Origin of the sequence: Candidatus Enterococcus wittei, assembly GCF_002140175.1 — a bacterium.
GTDB classification, from domain to species: domain Bacteria; phylum Bacillota; class Bacilli; order Lactobacillales; family Enterococcaceae; genus Enterococcus_B; species Enterococcus_B wittei.
Map to the genome: position 1 here is coordinate 564,362 of NZ_NGMO01000001.1, position 22,800 is coordinate 587,161.

Consider the following 22,800-nt stretch of genomic DNA (forward strand, 5'->3'; position numbering starts at 1 on the left):
TGGGCATCCCAACAGTTGAGTGTTCCCTTATTCTATTTTAGTTGCCATTTTTGCGATAGTTGAACTTTTTTTTCTCCAACGAATAAAAATGTACTACTAATCGTCTGATTTATCTTTACCTCTTCTCTTTTTCCAGAAAAACAGACTTCCGATTCCTCCAACAAGAACTGCACCGATGGCTGACATTGCAGCATTCTTCACGCTATTCGTTTGTGGTAGCTTACTTGCAATATTTGTGACATTTTCAAGACCATTCGAACTATCACCTGTCCCATTCCCCGTCGTATTATTCGCATCACTTCCACCATCATTTGACTCATTGCCCGCATTTTCTGGCCCTTGAGCGCCTTCCGTTCCTTCTTCCACCACTTCATAGGTCGTTTGAGTCTGAGTAGTAAACCCTCCAAAGGTTGGATCTACAGTCACATCGATTGGAATACTATTTTCTCCTAATTTGCTCGTATCGATTTCTTCGACTTCTTCCGACAAAGTAACGTTATAAAAATTGCTTGGCACATTTTTACCGTTGACTTTGACTTCTTTCACTAGTGATTTTAAGTCGACTTTTTTTGCACCTTGCACGATTTTTACTGTATGAGGCGTAACTGTCAGCTCTCCAGAAGGTTCAAATCCATATTCCGTCACTTTATAGATCGCGTATTTCCCACCATAAGTAAAGTTTCGTTCTCTTTCCTCCGACATCAATAGGTTATTATTGGAATCACTATGGAAGACTCGGATCACATCGCCTTCGTTAACAATCAATCCTTTGCCACTGTTGAATCTTGAAATGGCTTGTTCGATCGTCTGTGTCCCTCTGACCTCATATTTATACTTGCTGACATTCGCACTCGTTAACACTTCGATCCCATAGTAAACGTTCATATCATCTAATTCTGTCACACGATTTTTCAGAACAGTCTGATCCGAACCTTGCATCGATTGGATCTCGATTTGTTTTTGTTTCTCATTTTTTAATAGACCAAAAGAACCAACGGTTTCGCCTTTGCGATTTTTCAAGTGGATCGTACTGCCCCACTTCACTTCATAAGGAACTTCGATATCGGTCGAAGATACTCCATCCGCCGTGGTCACTTTCAAATTAACCGTTTTCTGACCAGTGGTATGTGTATCGAACGCTTCAGTCTGTTCCACTTTATAAAGAGTGTTGGCTAATTTTTGACCATTGAAGGAGACGTTTTCCAAGAGAGTGGCAGCATCCAACTTCGAAGCATCTTCTCCTAGTATCAATTCTTGGCTACTTACTTCTGCTTCTAGCATCGTGATTGGTTCAAACTCATCATTTTTCACTTGATAATAGGCATAATTCAAGCCAGCGGTGTAATCTTTGACTAGGTCATCTCGCATCAATAAGTTTCGATTTTCAGTTTCTGCATGATAGATTTTGAAGATATCCCCTTCTTCTACAACCAAAGGTTGCCCGTTATTGAATCCTTGAATCGCTTGTCGAACCGTCCGATTCCCCGCAACTTCATAACTATATTTGATATTATCTGGGAAGAGTTGTTTCTTTTTCGGATCAGCTGAAACTTCGATCTTATAATATGTATCGCGGCCAAAAGTGTAATTGACTGGGGCATCCATATCCGTTGTAGTTTCCCCTTTTGAGGCATAGATTGCTAACGTCTCATTTTGTTTCAAGATACTAAACGCACCTACAGTGGCTTCTTCTAAACCTTTCAGCACAAAGGTGCTGCCCCATTTGACTTCATAGGGAATCTCTGTTTCCACCACAGAAAGGCCATCATTCATCCGCACTTTCATTTTGACTGTTTTCTTCCCAATAGTGGTAGTATCTAAAGCCGATAAACGCTCAATGGTATAGGCATCTTCCGGCACTGTTTCCCCATTGATAGTGACTTTTTCTAATAACTGACTGTCTTCGATCTGACTGATGTCTTCTCCTAACACGAACACTTGATTGGCGGTATGCGCCTCCATCACTGACATCGGTTCAAAGCCATAAGCTGTCACTTGATAGTAAGCATAAGGCGAACCATAGGTAAAGTCTTCTTCTTTTTCATCTACCATCAAGACTGAACTACCTTCTGAATTCTGAGGATGATACACCTTGACCACATCACCTAACTGGATGGAAACGACCTGATCCGTTCCAAAAGCCGTCATGATCTGTTGCAATGTCGCATGCCCTGGCATATCTTGGGCATAGACCTCACGATCGTCTCTTAATACAGTCAACGAGTAATAAAGTCCTGGGGCTTGCCCCAGTTTCTCGTCTAAAGGAGAGTCAAACCCTTGATGGATCTTCAGTCTTCTAGAGGTATTGCTCGATCCTGGTTGTAATGAATAGACTCCTGCTGAGCCACCTGTGCTTGATTTCATTACGATCGAATTCCCCCATTTGACTTCATAAGGGACACCAATTTCTTTTGAAATATTCCCATCTTTAGTTTCGATCTGGATCCGCAACTCTTTATCCCCGACTGTTTGCGTATCAAAATCAGCCAATTGTTTGACGGTATAAAGATTGGCTGGGACTTCTGTTCCATTGATCGTCAAATGATTGATCAACTGTGTTCCGTCCACTTTACTTGTATCTTCGCCTAATTGGAATTCTTGCGGTTTCGTATCTGTATCTATGGCAAGAATCGGTTCTAAGCCATGATCCGTCACTTCATAGTAAGCATAATCAGAGCCAATGGTAAAATCTTTCACTAACTCATCGACCATTAGTAGATTCTTTCCAGAGGATTCCGCATGATACACTTTGATGACATTGCCTTTTTCCACGTTTAATGGTTGTCCATTATTAAAGCCCTCGATCGCCTCTTTGATCGAGATATTGCCTGGTACCTCGTATTGGTGTTTCGTTGTGACATTCTCGATCACTTCAATCCCATAATACGTGTTTCGTCCAAAGTAATTATTCACCGGCTTGCTTAGATCAGCGTCACTGATTCCTGGGCTGGCATGTAAGGCCCATTGATTATTTTCTTTTAATAGACTAAAAGCACCGACTGTTGCATTATCTAGGCCTTTCAGCACAAAAGTGCTGCCCCATTTCACTTGATAGTCAATATCAAAGTCTTTTGAGGCTAATCCGTCTTTCATTTTGATCCGTAAGCGCATCTTGCGTGTGCCAACCGCACTAGTATCAAAATCAATCAATGATTCCACCGTATACAAACTACTATCGATTTTCTGCCCATTGATCGTGACATTACTAATCAAGGAAGACGGATCGATGTTTGCGGTATTTTCGCCTAAGACAAAACTCTTTTGTGCGCCTTCTGCTTCCATCACTGGCACGGGATCAAAACCATAAGCTGTCACTTTATAATAGGCATATTCTGAATCGTAGGTGAAATCATGTTCCTGTTCATTCATCATCAAGACCGAACTATTCGGTGTACGCTCTGGATGATGGATCTTGATCACATCATTGATCCGCACATCGATGGCATTTTCTGGCCCACCAAAAGCACCCATAATCTGTTCTAAAGTCGCTCGGTTAGTAACATCTTGCTTATAGATCACTTGTTCATTTCGCAAGACTTCAAAAGAATAATAAAGGGAAAAAGGTGCGCCAGATGGTCCAACTGAAATTTCTGGGGAAGTCTTCAAGCCACTTGAGAGTTTCAATGGAATATTCGAGCTATTGGAACCATTTAGCAATAAAGAAAATGCCCCCGCTGATTCACCATTGATGGACTTCATCAAGATTGTCTCTCCCCACTTGACGTTGAGCGTTGTTTCTGCCGACCCTTTAATGGTCGCCCCACTATTAGGATGCTTAGTTTGGACTGTTAATTTGACTGTTTGTACTCCTGCGACACTAGAATCAGGTTCTATACTTTCCTCGGGTACCACTTCAAGATCCTTCATATCGACAGCTACCCCATGCATCGTCACCGAATCAATGTACTCTTTGAAGTTGGTAGCAAAGCTTGGGTATGAATAACCCAACTTACGTTCTTCGATGGGTTTTAATTTGATCACTAAACCTTCATGTGGTTTGACTTCCATCGGAATGGACGCCGTTGCTTCTCGACCATCTGAAGTAGTTACTTTTGCACTCCAAGTTTGAGTGCCTGCTGTATTTGTATTGGCATTATTGATCCATTCGACCGTATGTGTACCATGAAGATTCGTTACATTAAAGTAATCTGCTGCTTTAGGCATCTGATCATATTGATAAATCTCAAATGGTCCAGGTTTTGGTTGGATTTGAACAGGTAATGGAGTAATCGTAATTGGGATTGTTACTTCCGTTTTTCTACCTGTTTCATCAGACACACTTGCTTTAGCATTTTGTAACCCTACTTTAGAAGTATCCGGTGCAGTGATCCATTGGTAAGTTACTTGACCACGTGTATTATTCACATTCAAATAGGTAGATGCACTAGGAATCGTTGATGCATTTTGCATTAATGTATGTGTACCATCTTTTACATTTGCATTAATTGCTCCAATTACATCTTCGGCTTTTGGTAACTTCGCAGTAAATGTCATTCCTTCTAACCGATAAAAACCTCCTATTAGTGCATAAAATGGAAGTAACGGAAACTTAAATGTTTCGGACCCACTAATTGAGCCATATTTTAATCGTTCAAATGTAATATTTAAATACCCTACAGATTCTTTAGCCTGAGGATAAATGCGCATTTTCCAATTACCACTATCTGATTCCACTGAAGCCCACAAAAGTTCATAACGACTTACCATCATCCCAAAGGTTCCGGTACCGCTCCCCCAATAAACTGGTAAAAAATCAGGTATTTCAATTTTTTCACCTAATTCATGATTCAAATTAGATAAATCAAAATTTGCTTCATTAATTTTAGTCTGAATCGCCTTTATACGATCCTTAGCTTCCGTTAGAAGCGTTTGATTAGTTGTAGTCGGAAACTCCGCTTCAGGTATATTACTCTGAGGATTATTGCTCTTTAATGTAAACTTACTACTTACTACTTCAGTCTCCTTTGACGCTAAAGACTGCTTACTTGTTTTTGTTTTCTCTTTAGCTTTAGTTGTTTTTTCCGTCTTTTTCGTTTCACTTTTAGTTTTTTTTTTGGTTGTTGACTCCGATTCTTTGGTGGTTTCAGTTGCTTTAGTTATTTTTGTTTCACTTTTTGCTTCATTTTTAATGGTACTTAACGCCGATACTGCCTGAACGACTGTGCCATTGAGATTTCCTAAAGTCACCCCTAGGACCAATGCACTATGTAACAGTTTTTTTCCTGGTTTCAATAGTGGTTCCTCCTTTTGATTGATCTGCAAGTAGAACGAATGGAAGAACTTGATTTTCTTTTTTGTGATTTAGTCATTTTATGTACTCCATTTCGTATATTTAACCAATATAAAAAAATTGTTCATTTTTCTATTTATTACTTACTGTTATACTGATGGTTATAATGTTATGTTTTTTCTTCTCCTACCTTTTATTTGATAGACTTTCCGCCTAATTATCCATTTGAAAAAACATGGAAAAGCTATACTTCTTTTAGTTTACAGGCAAAAGCAACTTTTTGGAACGTCATTTTTTTCATGTTGATGCGTATAAAATGACAGAAACCGAGTGTAATGAAAGAGAATCTCTCTAAATGAACATCAACAAAAAAAGAATAGCTGTTAAAGCTCATTAGTACGCTTTAATGGCTATTCTTTTCTTTACTTACCTAATTATTTACATATTTATAAAAAAACGGATCATAATGAAGATAATAAATAGGGGCTGCCTATTTTACAAATATAATAGTTCCACGTGCTTCATGCTTAATTCGTTTGAAACCTAGCTAAATGAACCCCTTTGAGGAGTACTTATCAATAAAGATATCTACTGATTAATTTCATATAAATTTGAGCGATAAAGATAGCATAATTCCATGTTCTTTCAGTCATTCTACTTTTCTTATTCGATTTCTCCAATTGTTGCCCAATGATTGATTGGCCCATACTTATGCCCGACGATGATCTCTTTTTGGATTGCTCGGTTCACATACTTTTTAGCGATTCGAATCGCTTCTTCCACCGATGTTCCTTTCGCTAATTCTGCTGCTATACAAGCAGAAAGAGAATCTCCTGTGCCATTGATTCGTTCCGTTTTATAAAATGGCGCTTCTAACCAAAATGAGTGACCTGATTCAAGCAGAACGTAATCTTTTATTGTCTCTTGCGTGGAGCCAGTTGTGTGTTCGCCTTTGATCAAAATATTTTTTGCCCCCATTGCTTGTAAATCTTGCGCAGCTAATACGTAATCTGCTTCGGTATTCAGCTGGCGATTGGTTAACTTTTCTGCCTCATAAAAATTTGGTGTCAATACGGTAGCTAAGGGGAGCAATTTTGTTTTGAGACTTTCCAATGCTTCTTCTTCTAGTAAAAGATTTCCATGTTTAGTCACAATGACAGGATCCACGACTAAAGGACCAAAATCATATAATTGATATTTTTTGGCGACTGTTTCGATCAACGTTGCATCTGCCAACATACCGGTCTTTGCTGCCCGCACTTGATAATCTTTTGCGATCAACTCAAATTCTTTATCGATAAAGTCCGTTGGCAAAGTCACTCGGGCACCAATCTCATAAGAATTCCCTGCGACACAAGCAGTTAATACGGAAACACCATAAACTCCTCTAGTAAAAAAAGTATGCATATCCGCTTGCATCCCTGCACTTCCATCACTGTCTGAACCTGCAATAGTCATTACTTGTAGATATTGTCTGCTCACTTCAATTCCCTCCGAACTTCTTTTTTATGTTTTATTTTAATGTAATTGTGACATTTGTACAAAAAATGTGAAAAACTCAGTCATTCCCTTTTTCATTTTCCTTCAAACAGGACACAAAAATCCTGTACTAACGAGGTATACTGAAGAAAATTTCCCCTTTAATATCTCTGTTAGTACAGGAGTTGTTCAGCCTTTTCACAAACGATTTCCACATTCGATAAAAATTTAAGCACTTAATTCATTTCACCACTAACACATTACAGCGGGCATGATTGACAACATAAGAAGTCGTTGAGCCAACTAAAGCTCGTTCAACTGCATTCAGGCCTGTGGATCCCATGACGATTAGGTCGATTGGTTCTTTGGATTCGTTGAAATTAGCAATCAAGGTTTTAGGATAGCCATACAAGATATACGTTTCGATATCTGTTAGTCCTTTTTCAATCGCTAAATTTCGATGTTCTTTCATCTGATTATCGGCTACCTCATCTAACTCTTCTTGTAAAGTTGTCGTTACAAAAGCAAAGTCACCAAAATAATTCCCTGAAACCTCATTGACATACAAAATATGCAAAGTCGCATGATTTCGTTTCGCTGTACCGACTGCTTCTAAAAAAGCCTTTTCTGATTTTTCTGAACCGTCAATCGCTACTAGAATATTTTTATACGTGTCTACCATTGTTACCGCCTCCTTCTTTATTTTAGTGTAGCACGAATGTGAATTATGGACAATCAAGATGGGAAATCAAGACAAAAAACGAGTGAAGATTTGTATCTCCAACTCGTTTTTTACAATGAAGTATCATCTAATTTTTTTTACTACTATTAGAAAATTTTCTTCTGTGAACCTTTGTTCTTCTTACTCACTCTTCTCGCAAATGACTTATTAGTTAGACTGTTATGCTTCAAAGCCATTTTGAGCCGCAACATCTTTGAACCAGTGACCTGATTTTTTGATCGTTCGTTTGCCATCTTGATCTAAGTCCACTGCGATAAATCCATAACGATTTTTATAAGCATTTGTCCATGACCAGTTATCCATGCATGTCCACATATGATAACCAACACAATTTGTTCCTTCTTGAATGGCTTGATGCACATATTTTAAATGATCGGTTACAAATTCGATTCGATAATCATCTTCAATCATGCCTTGTTCATTGACATATCGTTCTTCTCCTTCGACGCCCATTCCATTTTCAGAAATATAGCATTTGATATTTCCATAATTTTCTCTTGTATTTGTCAAAATATCATAAATACCTTTTTCATAGATCTCCCAACCACGATACGGGTTCATTTTTTTATTAGGCATATCATAATTATCAAAATAATCATCAGGAAGTGGTGCAGCTTTTTCTTCAATCGGTGTTTCTTTTGCTTTGATTCGACGTGGTTGATAGTAGTTGATTCCTAAAAGATCTACTTTATTTTTGCGGATGATATCCAAATCTCCTTCTACTATTTCAGGCATGATCTCTAAGTCTTTCACTATTTCGATCAATTCTTGTGGAAATTCTCCTTTGACTGCTGGGTCAAGAAAAGAACGATTGAAGAAAGCATCTGCAATCGCCGCTGCCTTCACATCTTCTGGATTATTTTCATCTCTAGGATAGCTTGGGGTCAAGTTCAGAATGATACCGATCTCACCATCTTGTCCTGTTTCATGGTAAATTTGAATGGCTTTTGCACTTGCCAGATTTTCATGGAACCCAACTTGAACCGCTTCTTTAAAGCTAATATGATTTGGATAATGGAATTGGTACAAATAACCACCTTCTACAGGTACGATTGGTTCATTATGCGTAAACCATTTTTTTACTAAATCTCCAAACAATTCAAAACATGTTTTTGCATATTCTGCATAGGCATCTACTGTTTCTCTTGCTAACCAACCACCCTTTTCCTGTAGAGGCATAGGCATATCAAAATGGAATAGATTCACAAATGGTTCAATACCATTGTTTAGTAACTCTTCAAAATAAGACCGGTAAAATGCTACAGCCTTTTCATTGACTTCTCCTGTACCATTTGGTATCAAGCGACTCCATTGGATGGATGTCCGAAACGTATTATGGCCGGTTGCTTTCATCAAAGCAACGTCTTCTTTATATTTCGTATAAACTTGTGAAGTTTTAGCTGGTCCTACTTCATTAAAAAACTTTTCTGGTTCTAAGTCATACCAATAATCCCAGATATTTTCTCCTTTATCATCTCCTGCAACTCGACCTTCTGTTTGTGGACCACTTGCCGCAGAGCCCCACCAAAAATTTTCTGGAAATACATATTTTGTCATATCATGTTCCTCGCTTCATTATTTGATAACGTAATCATAACTAATACAAAAAAATAAATCAATACTTTTCAATTAAATGACTAGACATTTAATTGAAATGCGAGTATACTCATTTTTGTAATCGATTGCAAATTAAAATAGAGGTGAAAATAATGAACGGTTTTATGGATAAACTTGCTCAGAAAATCATGCCTTTAGCAAATCTTCTAGGGCAAAATCGTTACTTAACAGTGTTACGGGATGCATTTATGCTATCATTTCCTCTGACAATGTTTGGATCTATCGTGGTCGTTATCAATAATCTGCCTTTCTTCAGTGATGCCACTAAAGGAACGCTCTCCACATTATTTGGAAATGGTCAAAATGCAACAATGAGTATCATGTCTGTCTTTGTTACTTTCGGTATCGGCTATTATTTATCTAAATCCTATGATGTTGAAGGAATTTTTGGCGGAGCAGTTTCTTTTGCCAGTTTCTTGATTCTTACGCCTTTTGCAATGACCACTGCAGGCGGTGAAGAAGTAACTGGAGTTCTTAGTCTAGATCGCCTTGGAGCTAAAGGGATGTTCATTGGTATGATCGCTGCTTTTCTAGCTGCTGAAATCTATTGTCGGATCACGAAACGTGGTTGGCAGATCAAAATGCCTGATGGTGTTCCACCAGCAGTCACAAAATCTTTTGCAGCATTGATCCCAGCTGTTGTTACTTTAACTATTTTCTTGATCATCAATGCAATCATGACTGGTGTATTCCATGCAAATCTACATGATGTCGTATATGAAGTGATCCAAAAACCATTGACAGGTTTAGGAAGCAGTTTACCAGCAACCTTGATTGCCTTGTTCTTTGTTCAATTTTTATGGTTCTTTGGTTTACATGGACAAATCATTGTGAACTCTGTGATGGACCCAATTTGGAATACATTGATGCTAGATAATCTAGAAGCCTACCAACATGGAAAAGAATTACCACATATCATCACAAAACCATTTATGGAAACATTTACTGTTGGTATCGGTGGTTCAGGAATGACCTTAGCTGTAGTTCTTTTAATGGCTTTTGTTTTGAAGAAAAAACAATATCGTGATGTCGGTCGTTTAGCACTTGCACCAGGAATCTTCAATGTAAATGAACCCGCCATTTTCGGTCTTCCAATCGTTTTAAATGCTACGATCCTCATTCCTTGGGTAGTTGCTCCGCTGATCGTTACTACATTTAATTACTTAGTGATGGCTGCTGGAATCGTTCCTCCACCAACTGGGGTTTCTGTGCCTTGGACCGTTCCGATCATAGCAAGCGGTGTTTTAGCAACCAACTCATGGCTTGGCGGACTATTACAAGTATTTGACTTTTTCATCGTCGCATTGATTTGGTACCCATTCTTGATGATCTTAGACAAACAACCAGATTTAGATGTGGTCTGATCCAATATAAGAATGATTTTGACAACTATCACTTAAAGTTGTGACTTATGTGTTCAACTTTTGAGAAATAAGTCGGAGTGTTTCGAAAATAGCTTTTCCTATTTTCGCGATTCTTTGGCTTATTTTTTTTAGAATTGTTTATCGCTTGTCATTTAAAATATAAGAACTTTGTAAAATCGTCTAACCTGAAATTACTAGTTATCTAAAAACACAGAACTTTATGTATTCGGTGTGATTCTGATTTTTCTTAAATAGGTATTGATCAAGTTTAGTGTAGTCGTATAACCTATCATTTTTTATAAAAAAACACTTCTTTCTTATTTACTGATGTAAGATTTATGACTTTATTGGTTGTCGGAGAGTTCAACATTCGTTATACTCAATGGGAGGTGAATAACGTGCCAAAATATGAAGAAATCGCAAATATCTTAAGAGACCGGATCCGTTCGAAAGAATATCCTCCTAACAGTTTTTTACCTAATCAGGTCGATCTAGTGGAGGAATTCCATGCAAGTCGAATGACCATCAAAAAAGCAATCAATATCTTAGCAATGGAAGGACTTGTATATTCGCAAAGAGGGTCTGGTACTAAAATTCTCAGTCATCCATTTTTAAATAAAGATACATCCCCAGCTAATGAATACGAAGGACTAAGTCTACAAATGAAACGCCGACAACGTTCTCTGACAAGTCAGATCATCCAATTCGACGTCGAATTTCCAAATGAATTCATTCAAGAACGATTGATGATCGATGCAGAACAGCCAGTTTATAACATTCATCGTTTAAGAATTTTAGATAATGAACCTTATATTTTGGAACATACTTTCATGCCGGTCAATCTTGTTCCAGGCTTAAAAAAAGAACATCTTCTTTCATCTATTTATGACTATCTACACAAAGAACTGAACGTTCATTTTGCCGGTGCTTATCGTGCGATTTCGGCCGACAAAAGTTCTTTATTTGACCAAAAATATTTAAACTGTGCTGAGACCGACCCTGTCCTCGAAGTCCAACAAGTCGTCTATTTAAAAGACGGTCAACCGATCGAGTACTCTTCCAGCCGTAACCGATTTGATGTTCGTAATTATTCATTATTAGATGTTCGTTCAAATTAACGAAGGAATTAAGCTCTTCATATAAACACCTAGTTCAAAAAGAGCGTGAAACAAAAGTATGATTTACTATTGTTTCATGCTCTAAATACGTATAAACGGAGGAATCTGAAGCAACTCCTTCTCATTTCTCGGAATTAACCACTTCTGTTCCAATCTCTCTTTGAGGCAATATTGAAATTTAAAGACTGCAACAACTGCCTTCTGATCTGAGCAGTAAGAAAGAATCTCAGAAAACAGCTGCTCATATTTTTGTGATTATGAGTTAGTGCCAAAGATCATCTCTTCGAATACCGCTTATCAAAAAGGTGTTAAAAAACCGGTTGACTCCTAGTAATGAACCTTGAGGATAGAAGTTTTTCATATTTTTTTAAATTTTGACTTATTGTCAAAAGAGCTGGCTTTTGAATATCTTTGTCAAAATCATGACAACTATGGGTTGACCTGAGCATTCAGTCAAAGAACCGTAAAAAATACCTACTTTTTCTCTTAATCCTTTTCCTCGTTCTTTCCACTAATCTTGCCTCTGTATATTTGTGTGCAATTCAAGTAAATCAGCCCATACAAAAAGATAGGAGTAATCAAGAAGCCAAATTGTGGTTTTAAGAGCATCACAATTGGGATCAAGCAGAATAAGAAGATGTTCAATAAACCCACATACCATTTTTTCACTGTGAAATAAAAAGAAGCTTTATATATTTCTCGCTTGCTAACTGTTGGATTTTTTACTCGAAAATAAAAATTATTGATCATTATACTTATGGCAATCAAGAACAATAAGAAAAAGAAAGGGATTAGCCATTTGCCTAATGGAAATTGTAACATGAAAATACTATCTGCCAACGAAAGAATTATCACTCCTCCGCTAATCCCACCTAACTGTAAACTTTCTTTCCATCGTAATTTGTACAAATAAAAGAATGTTTTCATCGGTTCCATTCCATCCTCATGACGCCAACGATCGATCCAAGTAATAACTGTGTAAGAAGAGGGAATAAAAAAGAACATACTACTAAGAAAGAATAAACTATTTCTTGAATCAATCGCTGTAGTGATCACAACTAAAAAGAAAGGTAGATTTACAATTAAAAGACACAAGTTTATGGCTAAAAGAAGGTAAGCTAAACGGAACAACTTCATATAAATATTCGTCTCAAATTTTTGTTTTTTTATCATGCTTTCCTACCCTTTAACACCTGAAGATGCAATCCCTTCAACAAAATATTTTTGCATAGTCAGAAATACGATGGCCACTGGCAATACCGATAAAACAGCTGCTGCCATAATCAAGGCATATTCCGTATCATATAAACCGACAAACATTTTCAATCCTAATTGAATCGTTTTGTTTTCAGTAGATGTTAAATAAATAAATGGCCCCATATAATCATTCCAAGTATTCACAAACGTAATAATCGTCAAACTAGCTAACGCTGGTTTCGTTAATGGTAAAATGATTTTCCGATATATCCCCCATTCGGTCAAACCATCGATTCTTGCACTTTCACAGAGAGAATCTGGAATACTACTATAGTATTGTTTAAGCAAAAATACACCAAATGCGCTAAATGCTTGTAACAAGATTAAAGATAATAATGTATCTGTTAATCCGAACTGTCTCATCAAGATGAATTGTGGGATCATATAGGACTGCCAAGGAACAGCAATCGTACCGATATAAGCTAAGTAAAGCAAGTTTTTGCCTTTAAAATGCATTTTTGAGAAACCATACGCTGCAAAACTCGAAGTAAATAACTGGATCAAAGTGATGATGATGCTTAATATCGCAGTATTCTTAAAAAAAGTCAATAATGGAATACGTGTCCAAATCACTGAATAATTATCTGGATGCCAATCTTTAGGAATCCATTGAATAGGAACCGAAAAAACATCATTGTTTGTTTTAAAAGAAGCTGAAATCATCCAGATGAATGGAATCAAAGTAAGGGATGAAAAAATAATCAACAGGATAAAAACAATCACTTTATTCCATCTTGTTTTTCTCCCTTTAATTGAAGTAGTTGTCATCTTATTTCCTCCCTTCTAGACTCTCTCTTGATATTGATTCCATTTGAATTGCACAACAGTAATGGTTAACACGATCACAAATAAGACCATTGCGATGGCTGAAGCATAACCAAAGTTGAATTTAACAAATGCTTCATTGTATACATGATATACCAATACATTCGTTGCTCGGCCCGGACCACCATCGGTCATTACTTGGACAAGGTCAAATATTTTAAAGCAGTTGATCACTAACATGACAGTGACAAAAAACGTTGTTGATCTAAGAGAGGGAACAGTGATATGTATAAATTGCTTCCATTTATTAGCCCCATCCATTGCAGCAGCTTCATACATTTCTTTTGAGATCGTTTGTAATCCCGCTAAGTAAAGAATCATATAATAACCCATTCCTCGCCAAACACTGACAATAATAATCGCTGATAGTGCCCAGTCAGAACTCGAAATCCACCCAGGAGGATTCTCCATAAACCACTTCAAAAATCGATTCACAGGTCCCATCGTTGGGTGAAACAGCATACTCCAAACAACAGCGATTGCTACTAAAGAAGTGACATAAGGAAAGAAAAAAGCCGTTCGAAAAAATTTCATCCCTTTGATTTTTTGATTCAATAAAACTGCTAGCCCTAATGAACAGATCAAGGTTAGCGGAACAACACCTGCTGCATATAAAAATGTGTTTTTCAATGAAATCCAAAATGTATCGTCAGACAGCATTTTTGAAAAGTTTTGTAACCCGACATACTCGGGTGTATTAAATGAATCCCATTTCATAAAGGCTAGTATAAAAGAAAAGATCACAGGCACTAATGTAAAAATCAAAAAACCGAGAAAGTTTGGTGCAATAAATGACCAAGCTATCATCGTATGTTTTCGTCGTAACTTACGAGATGTTCTTTTGGATACTTCCATAATTGATTGTCAAAAAAAACACTTGGTTCTTTCGACCCATCCCCCTTCCATTAAAAAATTGTTCTATAAAAATCTAAAATAAATCTTATCCTCCATCCTCATTTTCTATTCTCTCTCTTGCTTCACACGTTTTCCCATATTAGCAATCGCTTCTTTGATCGTTTCATCTCCAACTAAAATCAGTTCATGCTCTTCTTGCAGGATTTGATCAATTGCAGGCCCATCCTTATCGACTGGAAATTCTATAGCGATTTGTTCTGGTTTAAACGCTTTCTGTGATACTGCATCATTTGGCATGCCTTGTCGATTAAAATACAAGTCATTGATGGTTTCCGTTCGATAGGAAGAAACTACTCCTATTTCTGCAAGGACTTTCGCTCCTTTTTCACCTGAACAAAAATCAAGAAATTTTTGAGCAAGTTCTTGATTTTTCGAATTTTTATTGATTGCAAATGCTGTAGGGGAACCAAAAGTTTGGATCTCTTTGCCTTTTTCTTTTTGAGGAAGTTCTGCGATCCCCCATTCCACATCGGTGTTTCCTGCATCAATATTGGTTAATAATGTGCCCATATACCAAGATCCCATATACATCATTGCCGCTTTTGAATTTTCAAATTGCGATTGATAGGTGACATTGGTAGACTTAGCTGTTCCAAAATCTAATTGAGCTTTTTCCTCTTGCATTCGCAATACACGTTCATAGTCTTCTTCTAAATAACTATAATCTGGGTCAATTAAATTCTTCCTGTTTTGAGCCGCAGAGCTAGCTTGGATTGTCGAACGCCATGTATGTTGATACGCACCATAGACTTGTTCTTCAGGCTTTGCGAGTTTTTTTGCTAATTCTTCATATTCGTTCCACGTTAAATTACTCGGATAGGCTAAACCAGCAGCATCAAACATTTTTTTATTGTAATAAAGCACCCAAAAATCTGTTCGGTACGGTTGGGCATATGTTTGTCCATCAATATCATACATTAAGTAGCTTTCTAGAGCTGGTTCAATTTCTATTTCTTTGATATGTAATGTTAGATCCATCAATTGATTTCGCAGTGCATAATTAGAATAAGACATAAGATTTTTCATCGCTAAGACATCAGTAGTATCCCCGCTAGAAAGCATCGTTGTCAATTTTGTATCATAATCTTCAGAAGCAATATCTACCGCCTTGACTTTCACATCTGGATTTTCTTTTTCAAATGCCTGAAATAACTTTTCAAATTCTGGTATCGTATCATAATTCCACGTACTAACTGTCAAAACCGTTTTTCCATTTTCATCTTTTGCCTGATCTTTACTCCCACAAGCACTTAATCCGATCCCACTACTAACTAACAATAATGTAACTAAACATTTTTTCAACAACGTCATTTTTTTTCCTCCATTTCACTGATTCTAAAAGTCTCTTTTACCAAATACTGTACCAAGGTTTTGCTAATCTAGTTAAAGCTTCTAAATAATAATAATCCCCCCAGATCATACATTCTTTTACTCCTTTGTTTGATTTTTTATCATAAACTCCTTCAAGTAATAACCCATTTGACTTTGCTATATTCACACTTGTACATTTTATGGATAGCGTTTTCATTATTGAGATTGCGATTGTTTTATAAATTTGTTTTTTAGGATCACTATGTGGTAGCTGTTTTTCAAGTTCTAACAATCCACAAGCAGCAATTGCTGCTGCAGAGGTATCTCTTTCTTCTTCACTTCCTTGCCTAAAAATCAAATCCCAATAACAAACTTTATCCTCGGGCAAGCACTCGATAAAATAGTCAGCAAGATGTTTCGCAGTCTCAAGAAACGTATAATCTCCAGTATGATTGTAGCTTAATGTAAATCCATATATTCCCCAAGCTTGTCCCCTTGCCCAACAGGAATCATCAGAAAAACCTTGTTGGGTTTTACCACCGATAGCTTTACCTGTTTTCGGATCAAAATAATACGTATGATAAGTTGTATTATTTTCACGAACAATGAAACGTTGTGTTTGTTTGGCATGAGCATAAGCCACATCCTTATAAATAGCATCACCAGTTTTAGCTGCCGCAAAATATAGGAGTGGGAGATTCATCAAACAATCAATGATCATCCTTCCTCTTTGATGTTCATCCTCTAAGTCTCCCCAAGCCTGGATGATTTGTGTATTTTCATCATATCGCTCTAACAATAAATCAGCTGCATTAATTGCTAGCTCTTTGGAATCTTCATGCTCATTGATCTGATAATCAGCTATTGCCGATAGAGTGTAAAGAAAACCAATATCATGAGTCTCTAAAGCTACTTTATTTTTCAGCCGTTGTTCAAAAACAGCCAGTTGTTTAGCGATTGTCTGATCAAAATCAGTACTTTCAGTCAACTCCTTTGCTAAAAATAGCATACCTATCCAAAAACCAGCTGTCCAATCTTTATTTTCTTCAGGCATATAAACTAAGTTTGTACTTGATGCTGGTGGTACTAATTCCTGAAAGATTGGCATATTCTTCTTGACTTTTCTGACAACAAAGTCAATCTCTTTTTCTAACCATTCAAATTGTTCCATTCCTACCTCCAAAATGATGTCGTAAGCTCAATTGTTTTATTGTTTTGCTTGATAACAATTTGTTCTTCTTGCTTTTTTATCATTGGACGAACCAGTGTCTCATCCGATAAAATTCCTGATACTAAAGAAATCAACACATGTTTACCAGCTTTTAAATCTGTACGAACATAAGGAAGTATCGTCCGTTGAAAGAAAACATTCGTATTGGGTTCAGGTCTCAATGCCTGTGCTTCTTGATAACCATGAATACCTTCAATACTGGTCGTTCCCATCTCTGATTTCACTTCGATCCGTAACCCTTCTGATTGTGGGATTTTTTGCTCAAATGGTACACAAAAACCGCCATCAAAGGCTGTCAAAGGTTCTTTTGTTTCGACTTCATGGACTCTCACATGACAATTTTCTAATGGGATGATCGTTGAACGAATCGAAACATCTTCCCAAGGCATCCATTCATGGATCACTCGATCGCCTAAAATCGAAAACGCACGATCCAACCCTTTAGCCCGAAAATAATGGTCCTCTTTGGATAATGCCAATGTACTATCATAAGCACCTTCGTAATACCAATAATCAGACTTTGGAACACTAAAGCCAAATTTTGTTGAGTAGACAAATTTACTATATTTCGCATGGGGAAAACTTTGCTGATTGACAAATTGTCCAGCTGGGAATGCTTGAAGATGAGTCAGTTTTTCATTGTACTGATAAAAATTTTTGCTTTCTGGAACAGCTAACATTCGCTGCTCGATTTTAAGAGGAGTGACTTCCGCTTGCCAGTATGGATGTTCATCTGGAACAGCTAATAACAAGAAGCTCTTCATAGCCCAATAAGGAGAACCAGGACCATTATACCCTTCACTCATTACAAGATTTTCATAATGATAACCAACTGTTAATAATCCATCTGTTGAAAAGATTTCTTTAGACATCCAATTTTTCAAATGACGACTAATCAGCCCCTTGATTTCCCCCCAAGGTAATGCTTCAACGTCCGCAAAGACCAACGCACTGAAAAAACTGACTTGAGCAAAACGATACGTTAAACTTCGGCCAAATGGTAATCCTTCCCCATCTGTATCAAACCAATACTTAAAAGTCTGTGCAAAAGCAATTGCACGCTCTTTGATGATTTTTGTACGTTCTGGATCTTCCTCTGCCATAAAGTGAGAATAAATCAAACTGTAGTAATGGATTGCAAAGGAGATATAATAATCAAACTGAGTATCAGCCCCATCAAAATACCAACCATTCTCACAATAAAAACCTTCTATTACTTCAAAATCTGAATCAATTTGTTCCTGTGAATAAGGTTTTCCGCACTTCATCAAGGCAACATTCACTAAAATACGGAAAAAATACCAATTGTTTTTAGGAATCTTACAATCATTGACTTTAATCAACCAGTTGGCTAAATTAATTTGAATTTCTTTAGGTAAACGATCCCAAACTTTTTCTTTGTTCAAAAGTAAGCATGTACTTAGAGAAGCCATTTCTACGATCAGTTGATCGTAATTTGTCACATCCCCCCAATAATCCTCATTTCTAGGATCTGTTCCAACAGTAATTCCTTTTAGATACTCATTTAGTAATGCTTCATCTTCCCCACCAATCAGATAAGGACCAAATCCCCATAATGGTCGTAGAAAAGCTTCTACTTCTCTTGTTGACTCTGAATAGACTGTTCCATGAGTACCTAGTTTTAATTTCCCTGGTATTTCTACATAAAACGGTTTTAATGGACACATCATCATTTCAAAATTTTCTTGCCAATCCTTTTTAGTGATAAACTCTTTCATTCGTTTCCTTCCTTTCAATAACGACTCCTTTGATAAACCCATAATATTCTCCGTACACTGTTACAGAATCGCCAATTTTCAATATTTCTTCTTGGTCATTGAAAATCTGATACCTACTCGAGCCACTCTTTAATATAAAACGATCTCCTTTCACTATCTCTTTGCTTTGATCAGATTGAATGATTTCTCCTGATAGCTGTACCCACGCATGTATAGGAACATTTGCTGTCTGAAATTCCTCTTCTGTATAGATATATGCTTTTTCTTTGATCCGATTTTTTGCTTGCTGTTCAAAGTTTTGTATATCTAGTTGATTTGCTAATCTCTTCCCATGACACCCTGATAATCCATATACTAGGACAATAATCAACATGATCCATGAATAGCTCCTGATTTTCTCACCCCTTTCATTTAAAGCGTTTTCTTTTACTGGATTTTACCTTTTATCAGTAAAAATATCAATACTTATCGGTAAAATTTTTCGGTTTTTTACTTGTATTTTTACTGAAATACCCTATACTAAATTTAATAAGTCTTTTTATATGGAGGTATCAAATGGCGACAATTACTGATATCGCAAGGGAAGCAGGTGTTTCCATCACTACAGTTTCTCGTGTTCTGAATTACGACACGACTCTTTCAGCAACAGAAGAAACAAAACGAAGGGTGTTCGAAGCAGCAGAAAAATTAAATTACACCAAATATAAAGAAAAAGTCCAACGAACCAAATCGGTCACTCCTTCAGACCGTCCATCCGAAAAAACTGGAGTTATCGGTCTGATCACTTGGCGCTCTAGTGATGAAGAACTAGAAGACATTTATTATATGTCTATTCGTTTAGCTGCTGAAAAGCGTGCAGTTGAGTTAGGCTATCATATAACAAATTTTGCTCAAATAGAACAAAGTGGCATCGAAGAAGTAGATGGTATCCTAGCAATTGGTAAATTCACTTCAGAAAAAATTGAAGCCTTAAACGCCTCTGCTACGAATCTCTGTGTGGTGGGATCAAATTTCCCCTTCCATGAATATGATTGTGTGAATACAGATTTTGTTCAAGCGACAGAAATTGCTCTTCAACATTTGCTCGATTTAGGGCATAAAAGAATTGCCTATATTGGTGCGGAAGAAACAGAAAACCTTTACGGCTATCGTAGATACAAAACGCCAACAACTAATACTTACTTGGACATGATGACAAGTTACAATCTGTTTGATGAGGATTACTTTATAGTCAAAGAAAATTGTTCTTTAGATGTCAAAACAAGTGAAGCTTTAACTGAGTATGCCTTAAATCAATGGCAAGGAAAATTACCAACGGCTATTTTAGCTGCCAATGATGCTTTTGCTATTGGAATCATCCATACATTAAATGCGCATGACATTTCTGTTCCCGAACAAATCAGTGTGATGGGAATCAATGACTTATCGATTTCTCGTTATATCACCCCTCCTTTATCCACCGTTCGGGCCTATACAGAAGAAATGGGAGAAACTGGGATTGATCTATTGCACAAAAGAATCCAAACGCCTAGTATCGCAAAGAGGGTCCTTTTAAGCACTGAACTAGTAGTGAGAGGCTCTACGACAAAACCTATCATTTAAATAGTACTTTATGAGTTGTCAGAGAAAATACCCACAAGTATTTTTTTCTTTTTACTTGTAGACAATCAATTAACTAGCAAAGCTGATCTAAAATCCAACCGTTTCAATTATCCAAAAAAGCCGAAGCATCTCGAAAATAGTTAAATTTATTTTCGGATACTCCGGTTTATTTTAGGATTTTTTTTCGTTCAAATTTGCGAAAAAAAGCAATTGTCAGTAACAAAGTAATTTACGAGAACACATTTTTCTTGTTTTCCAAAAATAGGCCTGCCTCAAATGATTAGTGAGAAAACAAGAACCATTCTTTTTTCTCTTATCTTTTATTGAATATTCTCTAGTAAGATCTCTTTTGAGATTAGATCCTCTAAGATATGGATCTTATTTATCTATTTTAATCTAAATAACTTACTATTTACTCATTTCCTTAACGAATGAATAGGGAGAAAATAGGCATTCGCTCTTTTATAGTAAAGTAGGCAAACGTAAAAATGATTGTCCAACTGCCAATATTCAGCTAGGCTCGTTATTCTTTCCCCAGAGTTCGATCTGTGTTAATGCTGGAAAAGGAGAAGGATCTGATCCTTGTATCAAATCACCGAATACAACTCGTCTCGTTTTTATTGGAGCAAATGAAAAACTCTGTGGAGCTGCTGTTTTTTTGGTAGAAAATGTTGATGCCGTGCCATCTTCAAAGTACAAGGTCACCTTCTCCCAATAACTATCATGAGGAAAATCTGCTCGCCACGTAAATACCACTTTATCTAATAAAACTTCTCGTCCAAAATCGATCGTCATTGTAGCATCAGCTTGCTGATTGATTCCCCAAGATTGAAAAGGATAAGAACCATGGGAATGATTAGCGTAGATTCCGTCAATGGCATTGCAGGCAAAAAATGTAGCATCATTTCGAGTCTCAACATTCGCAAAAGCATGTGGATAAGCTCCGGTATCTTCTTTTTGATCATGTGGATTTAAGGCAAGATTGCGATATGTTCCCACCTCTTCTTTTGAAGCCACACGTACACTTAGATAATGACGTTTTCCAGCAAAACGAGTTTCTGGTCTGGCTTTCATGCGCTTAGGACTGTAAGAAATTTCATAGATCCATTTCATTCCAGGTAAATAAATCAACGAAGTATCCAATGTTTCATCGAGCTTTACCATTAAATAACTACCTGGTTGATCTGTTTCAATTACTACTTGATCTCCCTCTTCGTAGCTAAACTTTCTCATAGCCAAATGTACTAGATCTTTGCCGATAACCATTAAATCTTTTTCGTTTTCTTCTTCTCCTTGAAGATGTTTTTTTAGCCTGCCTTCTTTGTTATATATTGCCAGTTTCAATTCCGTCATTATTCATCCTCCTAAAGTACTTTCCATTTATTATAACGTGAAAGCAGCGAAAAGAAAACGGTTTATTTTACTAAATATTTACTAATAGATTTCTAGAAAATATATACTAAAAGCAATCTCATCAAATAAATCGACTAGCTATTTTCTTTACAATACAATCTATTTATTGATAGACTTTTTCCTTCCTCACTAAGCTTAAGTAACACCATCATTTCATGAATATCCGCTTATCTACAGTAAGGTCTGTACAGAATTTGAAATGTACATGATAGACTACAGAATTCTGCTTTTTTATATTTCATACAATGTCATCATTCCATTTTTTCGTATTATATGTATTAAATTTATTTACATCATTTTAATCGATTCACTCTTAGTTTTCACTTCCATCACTAGCAAGTGGCTCTATACTTTTTGATGTTGGTGGATTCCACTGACATCTTTTTTATTGAGAAAAAAAGATAGAAAAGACACCTTGAAATCCTTTAGAATTGATTTGGCATAACCATTCATAAGGAGGACTCAAGATGTCTCATACTCAGCTTATCAAATATACTCTAAATATTCTAGACCTAATATCCATTTTGAGGAAAATTGCTTAACGAAAGAAAAGTACAAAGGCCAAATTTGCATGATCTATCGTGGGAGGCTTCGCTATTCACCTGAAAAATGTGTTCATTGCCACTGTGTCGTCCCCTCTCAGCTTATCCGTTGGGGGACGACAACCGTTCGGTTGTTACTCAATGATGTTTCTGAATACCGAACTTATTTAGAATTGAAGAAACAACGCTTTAAATGTAAGTCTTGTCATAAAACCTTTGTTGCCGATACTTCGGTTGCTGAAAAGCACTGTTTTATTAGTCAAAAGGTCCGTTGGTCTGTCGTCACTCGTTTAAAGAAGAACACTTCAATGACCGAAATTGCCTACCAAAAAAATATTTCTGTCTCTTCCGTTTATCGAATCATGAAAAAATTTTATCGTCCATTGAATCCCTTGAAACAAAGCTTACCAAAAAC

General features: G+C 36.7%; 15 protein-coding genes and 1 pseudogene. 4 read left to right on the forward strand and 12 right to left on the reverse strand.

From position 1 onward, the window contains the following. Nucleotides 1-96 precede the first annotated feature (96 nt). From A5844_RS02085 to gmuD, 4 genes are all read right to left on the reverse strand, one after another. Nucleotides 97-5,232 carry an LPXTG cell wall anchor domain-containing protein gene (locus tag A5844_RS02085; protein WP_086283486.1) on the reverse strand — a complete coding sequence of 1,712 codons (5,136 nt, stop codon included), beginning with the start codon at nucleotides 5,230-5,232 and terminating at the stop codon, nucleotides 97-99. A 661-nt stretch (nucleotides 5,233-5,893) separates the two neighbouring features. Continuing rightward, the gene (thiD, locus tag A5844_RS02090) at nucleotides 5,894-6,712 is read right to left on the reverse strand and encodes a bifunctional hydroxymethylpyrimidine kinase/phosphomethylpyrimidine kinase (RefSeq protein WP_086283488.1); all 819 of its coding nucleotides are present in this window, start codon (nucleotides 6,710-6,712) and stop codon (nucleotides 5,894-5,896) included. 238 nt (nucleotides 6,713-6,950) lie between these two features. Continuing rightward, nucleotides 6,951-7,391 carry a universal stress protein gene (locus tag A5844_RS02095; RefSeq protein ID WP_086283490.1) on the reverse strand — a complete coding sequence of 147 codons (441 nt, stop codon included), beginning with the start codon at nucleotides 7,389-7,391 and terminating at the stop codon, nucleotides 6,951-6,953. Between the two features lie 219 nt (nucleotides 7,392-7,610). After that, nucleotides 7,611-9,008: a 6-phospho-beta-glucosidase GmuD gene (gene gmuD, locus A5844_RS02100; RefSeq protein WP_086283492.1), complete on the reverse strand. Its 1,398-nt coding sequence runs from the start codon at nucleotides 9,006-9,008 to the stop codon at nucleotides 7,611-7,613. Between the two features lie 152 nt (nucleotides 9,009-9,160). Here gmuD and celB point away from each other — a divergent pair, with 152 nt between their 5' ends. Further along, nucleotides 9,161-10,432: a PTS cellobiose transporter subunit IIC gene (celB, locus tag A5844_RS02105; protein WP_086283494.1), complete on the forward strand. Its 1,272-nt coding sequence runs from the start codon at nucleotides 9,161-9,163 to the stop codon at nucleotides 10,430-10,432. 398 nt (nucleotides 10,433-10,830) lie between these two features. Further along, a complete protein-coding gene (locus A5844_RS02110; protein WP_136382888.1) occupies nucleotides 10,831-11,550 on the forward strand; it encodes a GntR family transcriptional regulator in 720 nt (239 codons plus the stop codon). A gap of 486 nt (nucleotides 11,551-12,036) precedes the next feature. On the opposite strand, the gene A5844_RS02115 is transcribed toward A5844_RS02110, so the two are convergent. The 7 genes from A5844_RS02115 to A5844_RS02145 form a co-directional block, all read right to left on the reverse strand. Then, nucleotides 12,037-12,723, reverse strand: a complete 687-nt coding sequence (locus A5844_RS02115; protein WP_086283499.1) for a DUF624 domain-containing protein — start codon at nucleotides 12,721-12,723, stop codon at nucleotides 12,037-12,039. 6 nt (nucleotides 12,724-12,729) lie between these two features. Next, on the reverse strand, nucleotides 12,730-13,470 hold the full coding sequence (locus tag A5844_RS02120; protein ID WP_373419205.1) for a carbohydrate ABC transporter permease: 741 nt from the start codon (nucleotides 13,468-13,470) through the stop codon (nucleotides 12,730-12,732). A 120-nt stretch (nucleotides 13,471-13,590) separates the two neighbouring features. Further along, entirely contained in the window at nucleotides 13,591-14,487 is an 897-nt protein-coding gene (locus A5844_RS02125) for a carbohydrate ABC transporter permease (protein ID WP_086283503.1), read from the reverse strand. A 105-nt stretch (nucleotides 14,488-14,592) separates the two neighbouring features. Next, nucleotides 14,593-15,858 carry an ABC transporter substrate-binding protein gene (locus A5844_RS02130; RefSeq protein WP_086283505.1) on the reverse strand — a complete coding sequence of 422 codons (1,266 nt, stop codon included), beginning with the start codon at nucleotides 15,856-15,858 and terminating at the stop codon, nucleotides 14,593-14,595. A 37-nt stretch (nucleotides 15,859-15,895) separates the two neighbouring features. Continuing rightward, complete coding sequence (locus A5844_RS02135) at nucleotides 15,896-17,029, reverse strand: glycoside hydrolase family 88 protein (protein ID WP_086283507.1); 1,134 nt, start codon at nucleotides 17,027-17,029, stop codon at nucleotides 15,896-15,898. A 2-nt stretch (nucleotides 17,030-17,031) separates the two neighbouring features. Next, on the reverse strand, nucleotides 17,032-18,828 hold the full coding sequence (locus tag A5844_RS02140) for a DUF2264 domain-containing protein (protein ID WP_086283509.1): 1,797 nt from the start codon (nucleotides 18,826-18,828) through the stop codon (nucleotides 17,032-17,034). Continuing rightward, nucleotides 18,809-19,201 carry a hypothetical protein gene (locus A5844_RS02145; protein WP_086283511.1) on the reverse strand — a complete coding sequence of 131 codons (393 nt, stop codon included), beginning with the start codon at nucleotides 19,199-19,201 and terminating at the stop codon, nucleotides 18,809-18,811. The genes A5844_RS02140 and A5844_RS02145 overlap by 20 nt, the downstream gene beginning before the upstream one ends. A gap of 182 nt (nucleotides 19,202-19,383) precedes the next feature. On the opposite strand from A5844_RS02145, the gene A5844_RS02150 reads away from it, so the two are divergent. Continuing rightward, on the forward strand, nucleotides 19,384-20,430 hold the full coding sequence (locus tag A5844_RS02150; RefSeq protein ID WP_086283513.1) for a LacI family DNA-binding transcriptional regulator: 1,047 nt from the start codon (nucleotides 19,384-19,386) through the stop codon (nucleotides 20,428-20,430). Nucleotides 20,431-20,940: 510 nt separating this feature from the next. Here A5844_RS02150 and A5844_RS02155 read toward each other — a convergent pair. Continuing rightward, nucleotides 20,941-21,783: a hypothetical protein gene (locus A5844_RS02155; protein WP_086283515.1), complete on the reverse strand. Its 843-nt coding sequence runs from the start codon at nucleotides 21,781-21,783 to the stop codon at nucleotides 20,941-20,943. 527 nt (nucleotides 21,784-22,310) lie between these two features. Here A5844_RS02155 and A5844_RS02160 point away from each other — a divergent pair. Next, nucleotides 22,311-22,800: pseudogene (locus A5844_RS02160) on the forward strand (transposase family protein); the annotation flags it as partial.

What these genes read in the sequence shown, in the direction of transcription:
- A5844_RS02150 (WP_086283513.1), top strand. Translation starts at nt 19,384, where the DNA reads ATGGCGACAATTACTGATATCGCAAGGGAAGCAGGTGTTTCCATCACT.
- gmuD (WP_086283492.1), bottom strand. Translation starts at nt 9,008, where the DNA reads ATGACAAAATATGTATTTCCAGAAAATTTTTGGTGGGGCTCTGCGGCA.
- A5844_RS02135 (WP_086283507.1), bottom strand. Translation starts at nt 17,029, where the DNA reads ATGGAACAATTTGAATGGTTAGAAAAAGAGATTGACTTTGTTGTCAGA.
- A5844_RS02095 (WP_086283490.1), bottom strand. Translation starts at nt 7,391, where the DNA reads ATGGTAGACACGTATAAAAATATTCTAGTAGCGATTGACGGTTCAGAA.
- A5844_RS02145 (WP_086283511.1), bottom strand. Translation starts at nt 19,201, where the DNA reads ATGTTGATTATTGTCCTAGTATATGGATTATCAGGGTGTCATGGGAAG.
- A5844_RS02115 (WP_086283499.1), bottom strand. Translation starts at nt 12,723, where the DNA reads ATGATAAAAAAACAAAAATTTGAGACGAATATTTATATGAAGTTGTTC.
- A5844_RS02130 (WP_086283505.1), bottom strand. Translation starts at nt 15,858, where the DNA reads ATGACGTTGTTGAAAAAATGTTTAGTTACATTATTGTTAGTTAGTAGT.
- A5844_RS02140 (WP_086283509.1), bottom strand. Translation starts at nt 18,828, where the DNA reads ATGAAAGAGTTTATCACTAAAAAGGATTGGCAAGAAAATTTTGAAATG.
- A5844_RS02155 (WP_086283515.1), bottom strand. Translation starts at nt 21,783, where the DNA reads ATGACGGAATTGAAACTGGCAATATATAACAAAGAAGGCAGGCTAAAA.
- A5844_RS02120 (WP_373419205.1), bottom strand. Translation starts at nt 13,470, where the DNA reads ATGATTTCAGCTTCTTTTAAAACAAACAATGATGTTTTTTCGGTTCCT.
- A5844_RS02125 (WP_086283503.1), bottom strand. Translation starts at nt 14,487, where the DNA reads ATGGAAGTATCCAAAAGAACATCTCGTAAGTTACGACGAAAACATACG.
- celB (WP_086283494.1), top strand. Translation starts at nt 9,161, where the DNA reads ATGAACGGTTTTATGGATAAACTTGCTCAGAAAATCATGCCTTTAGCA.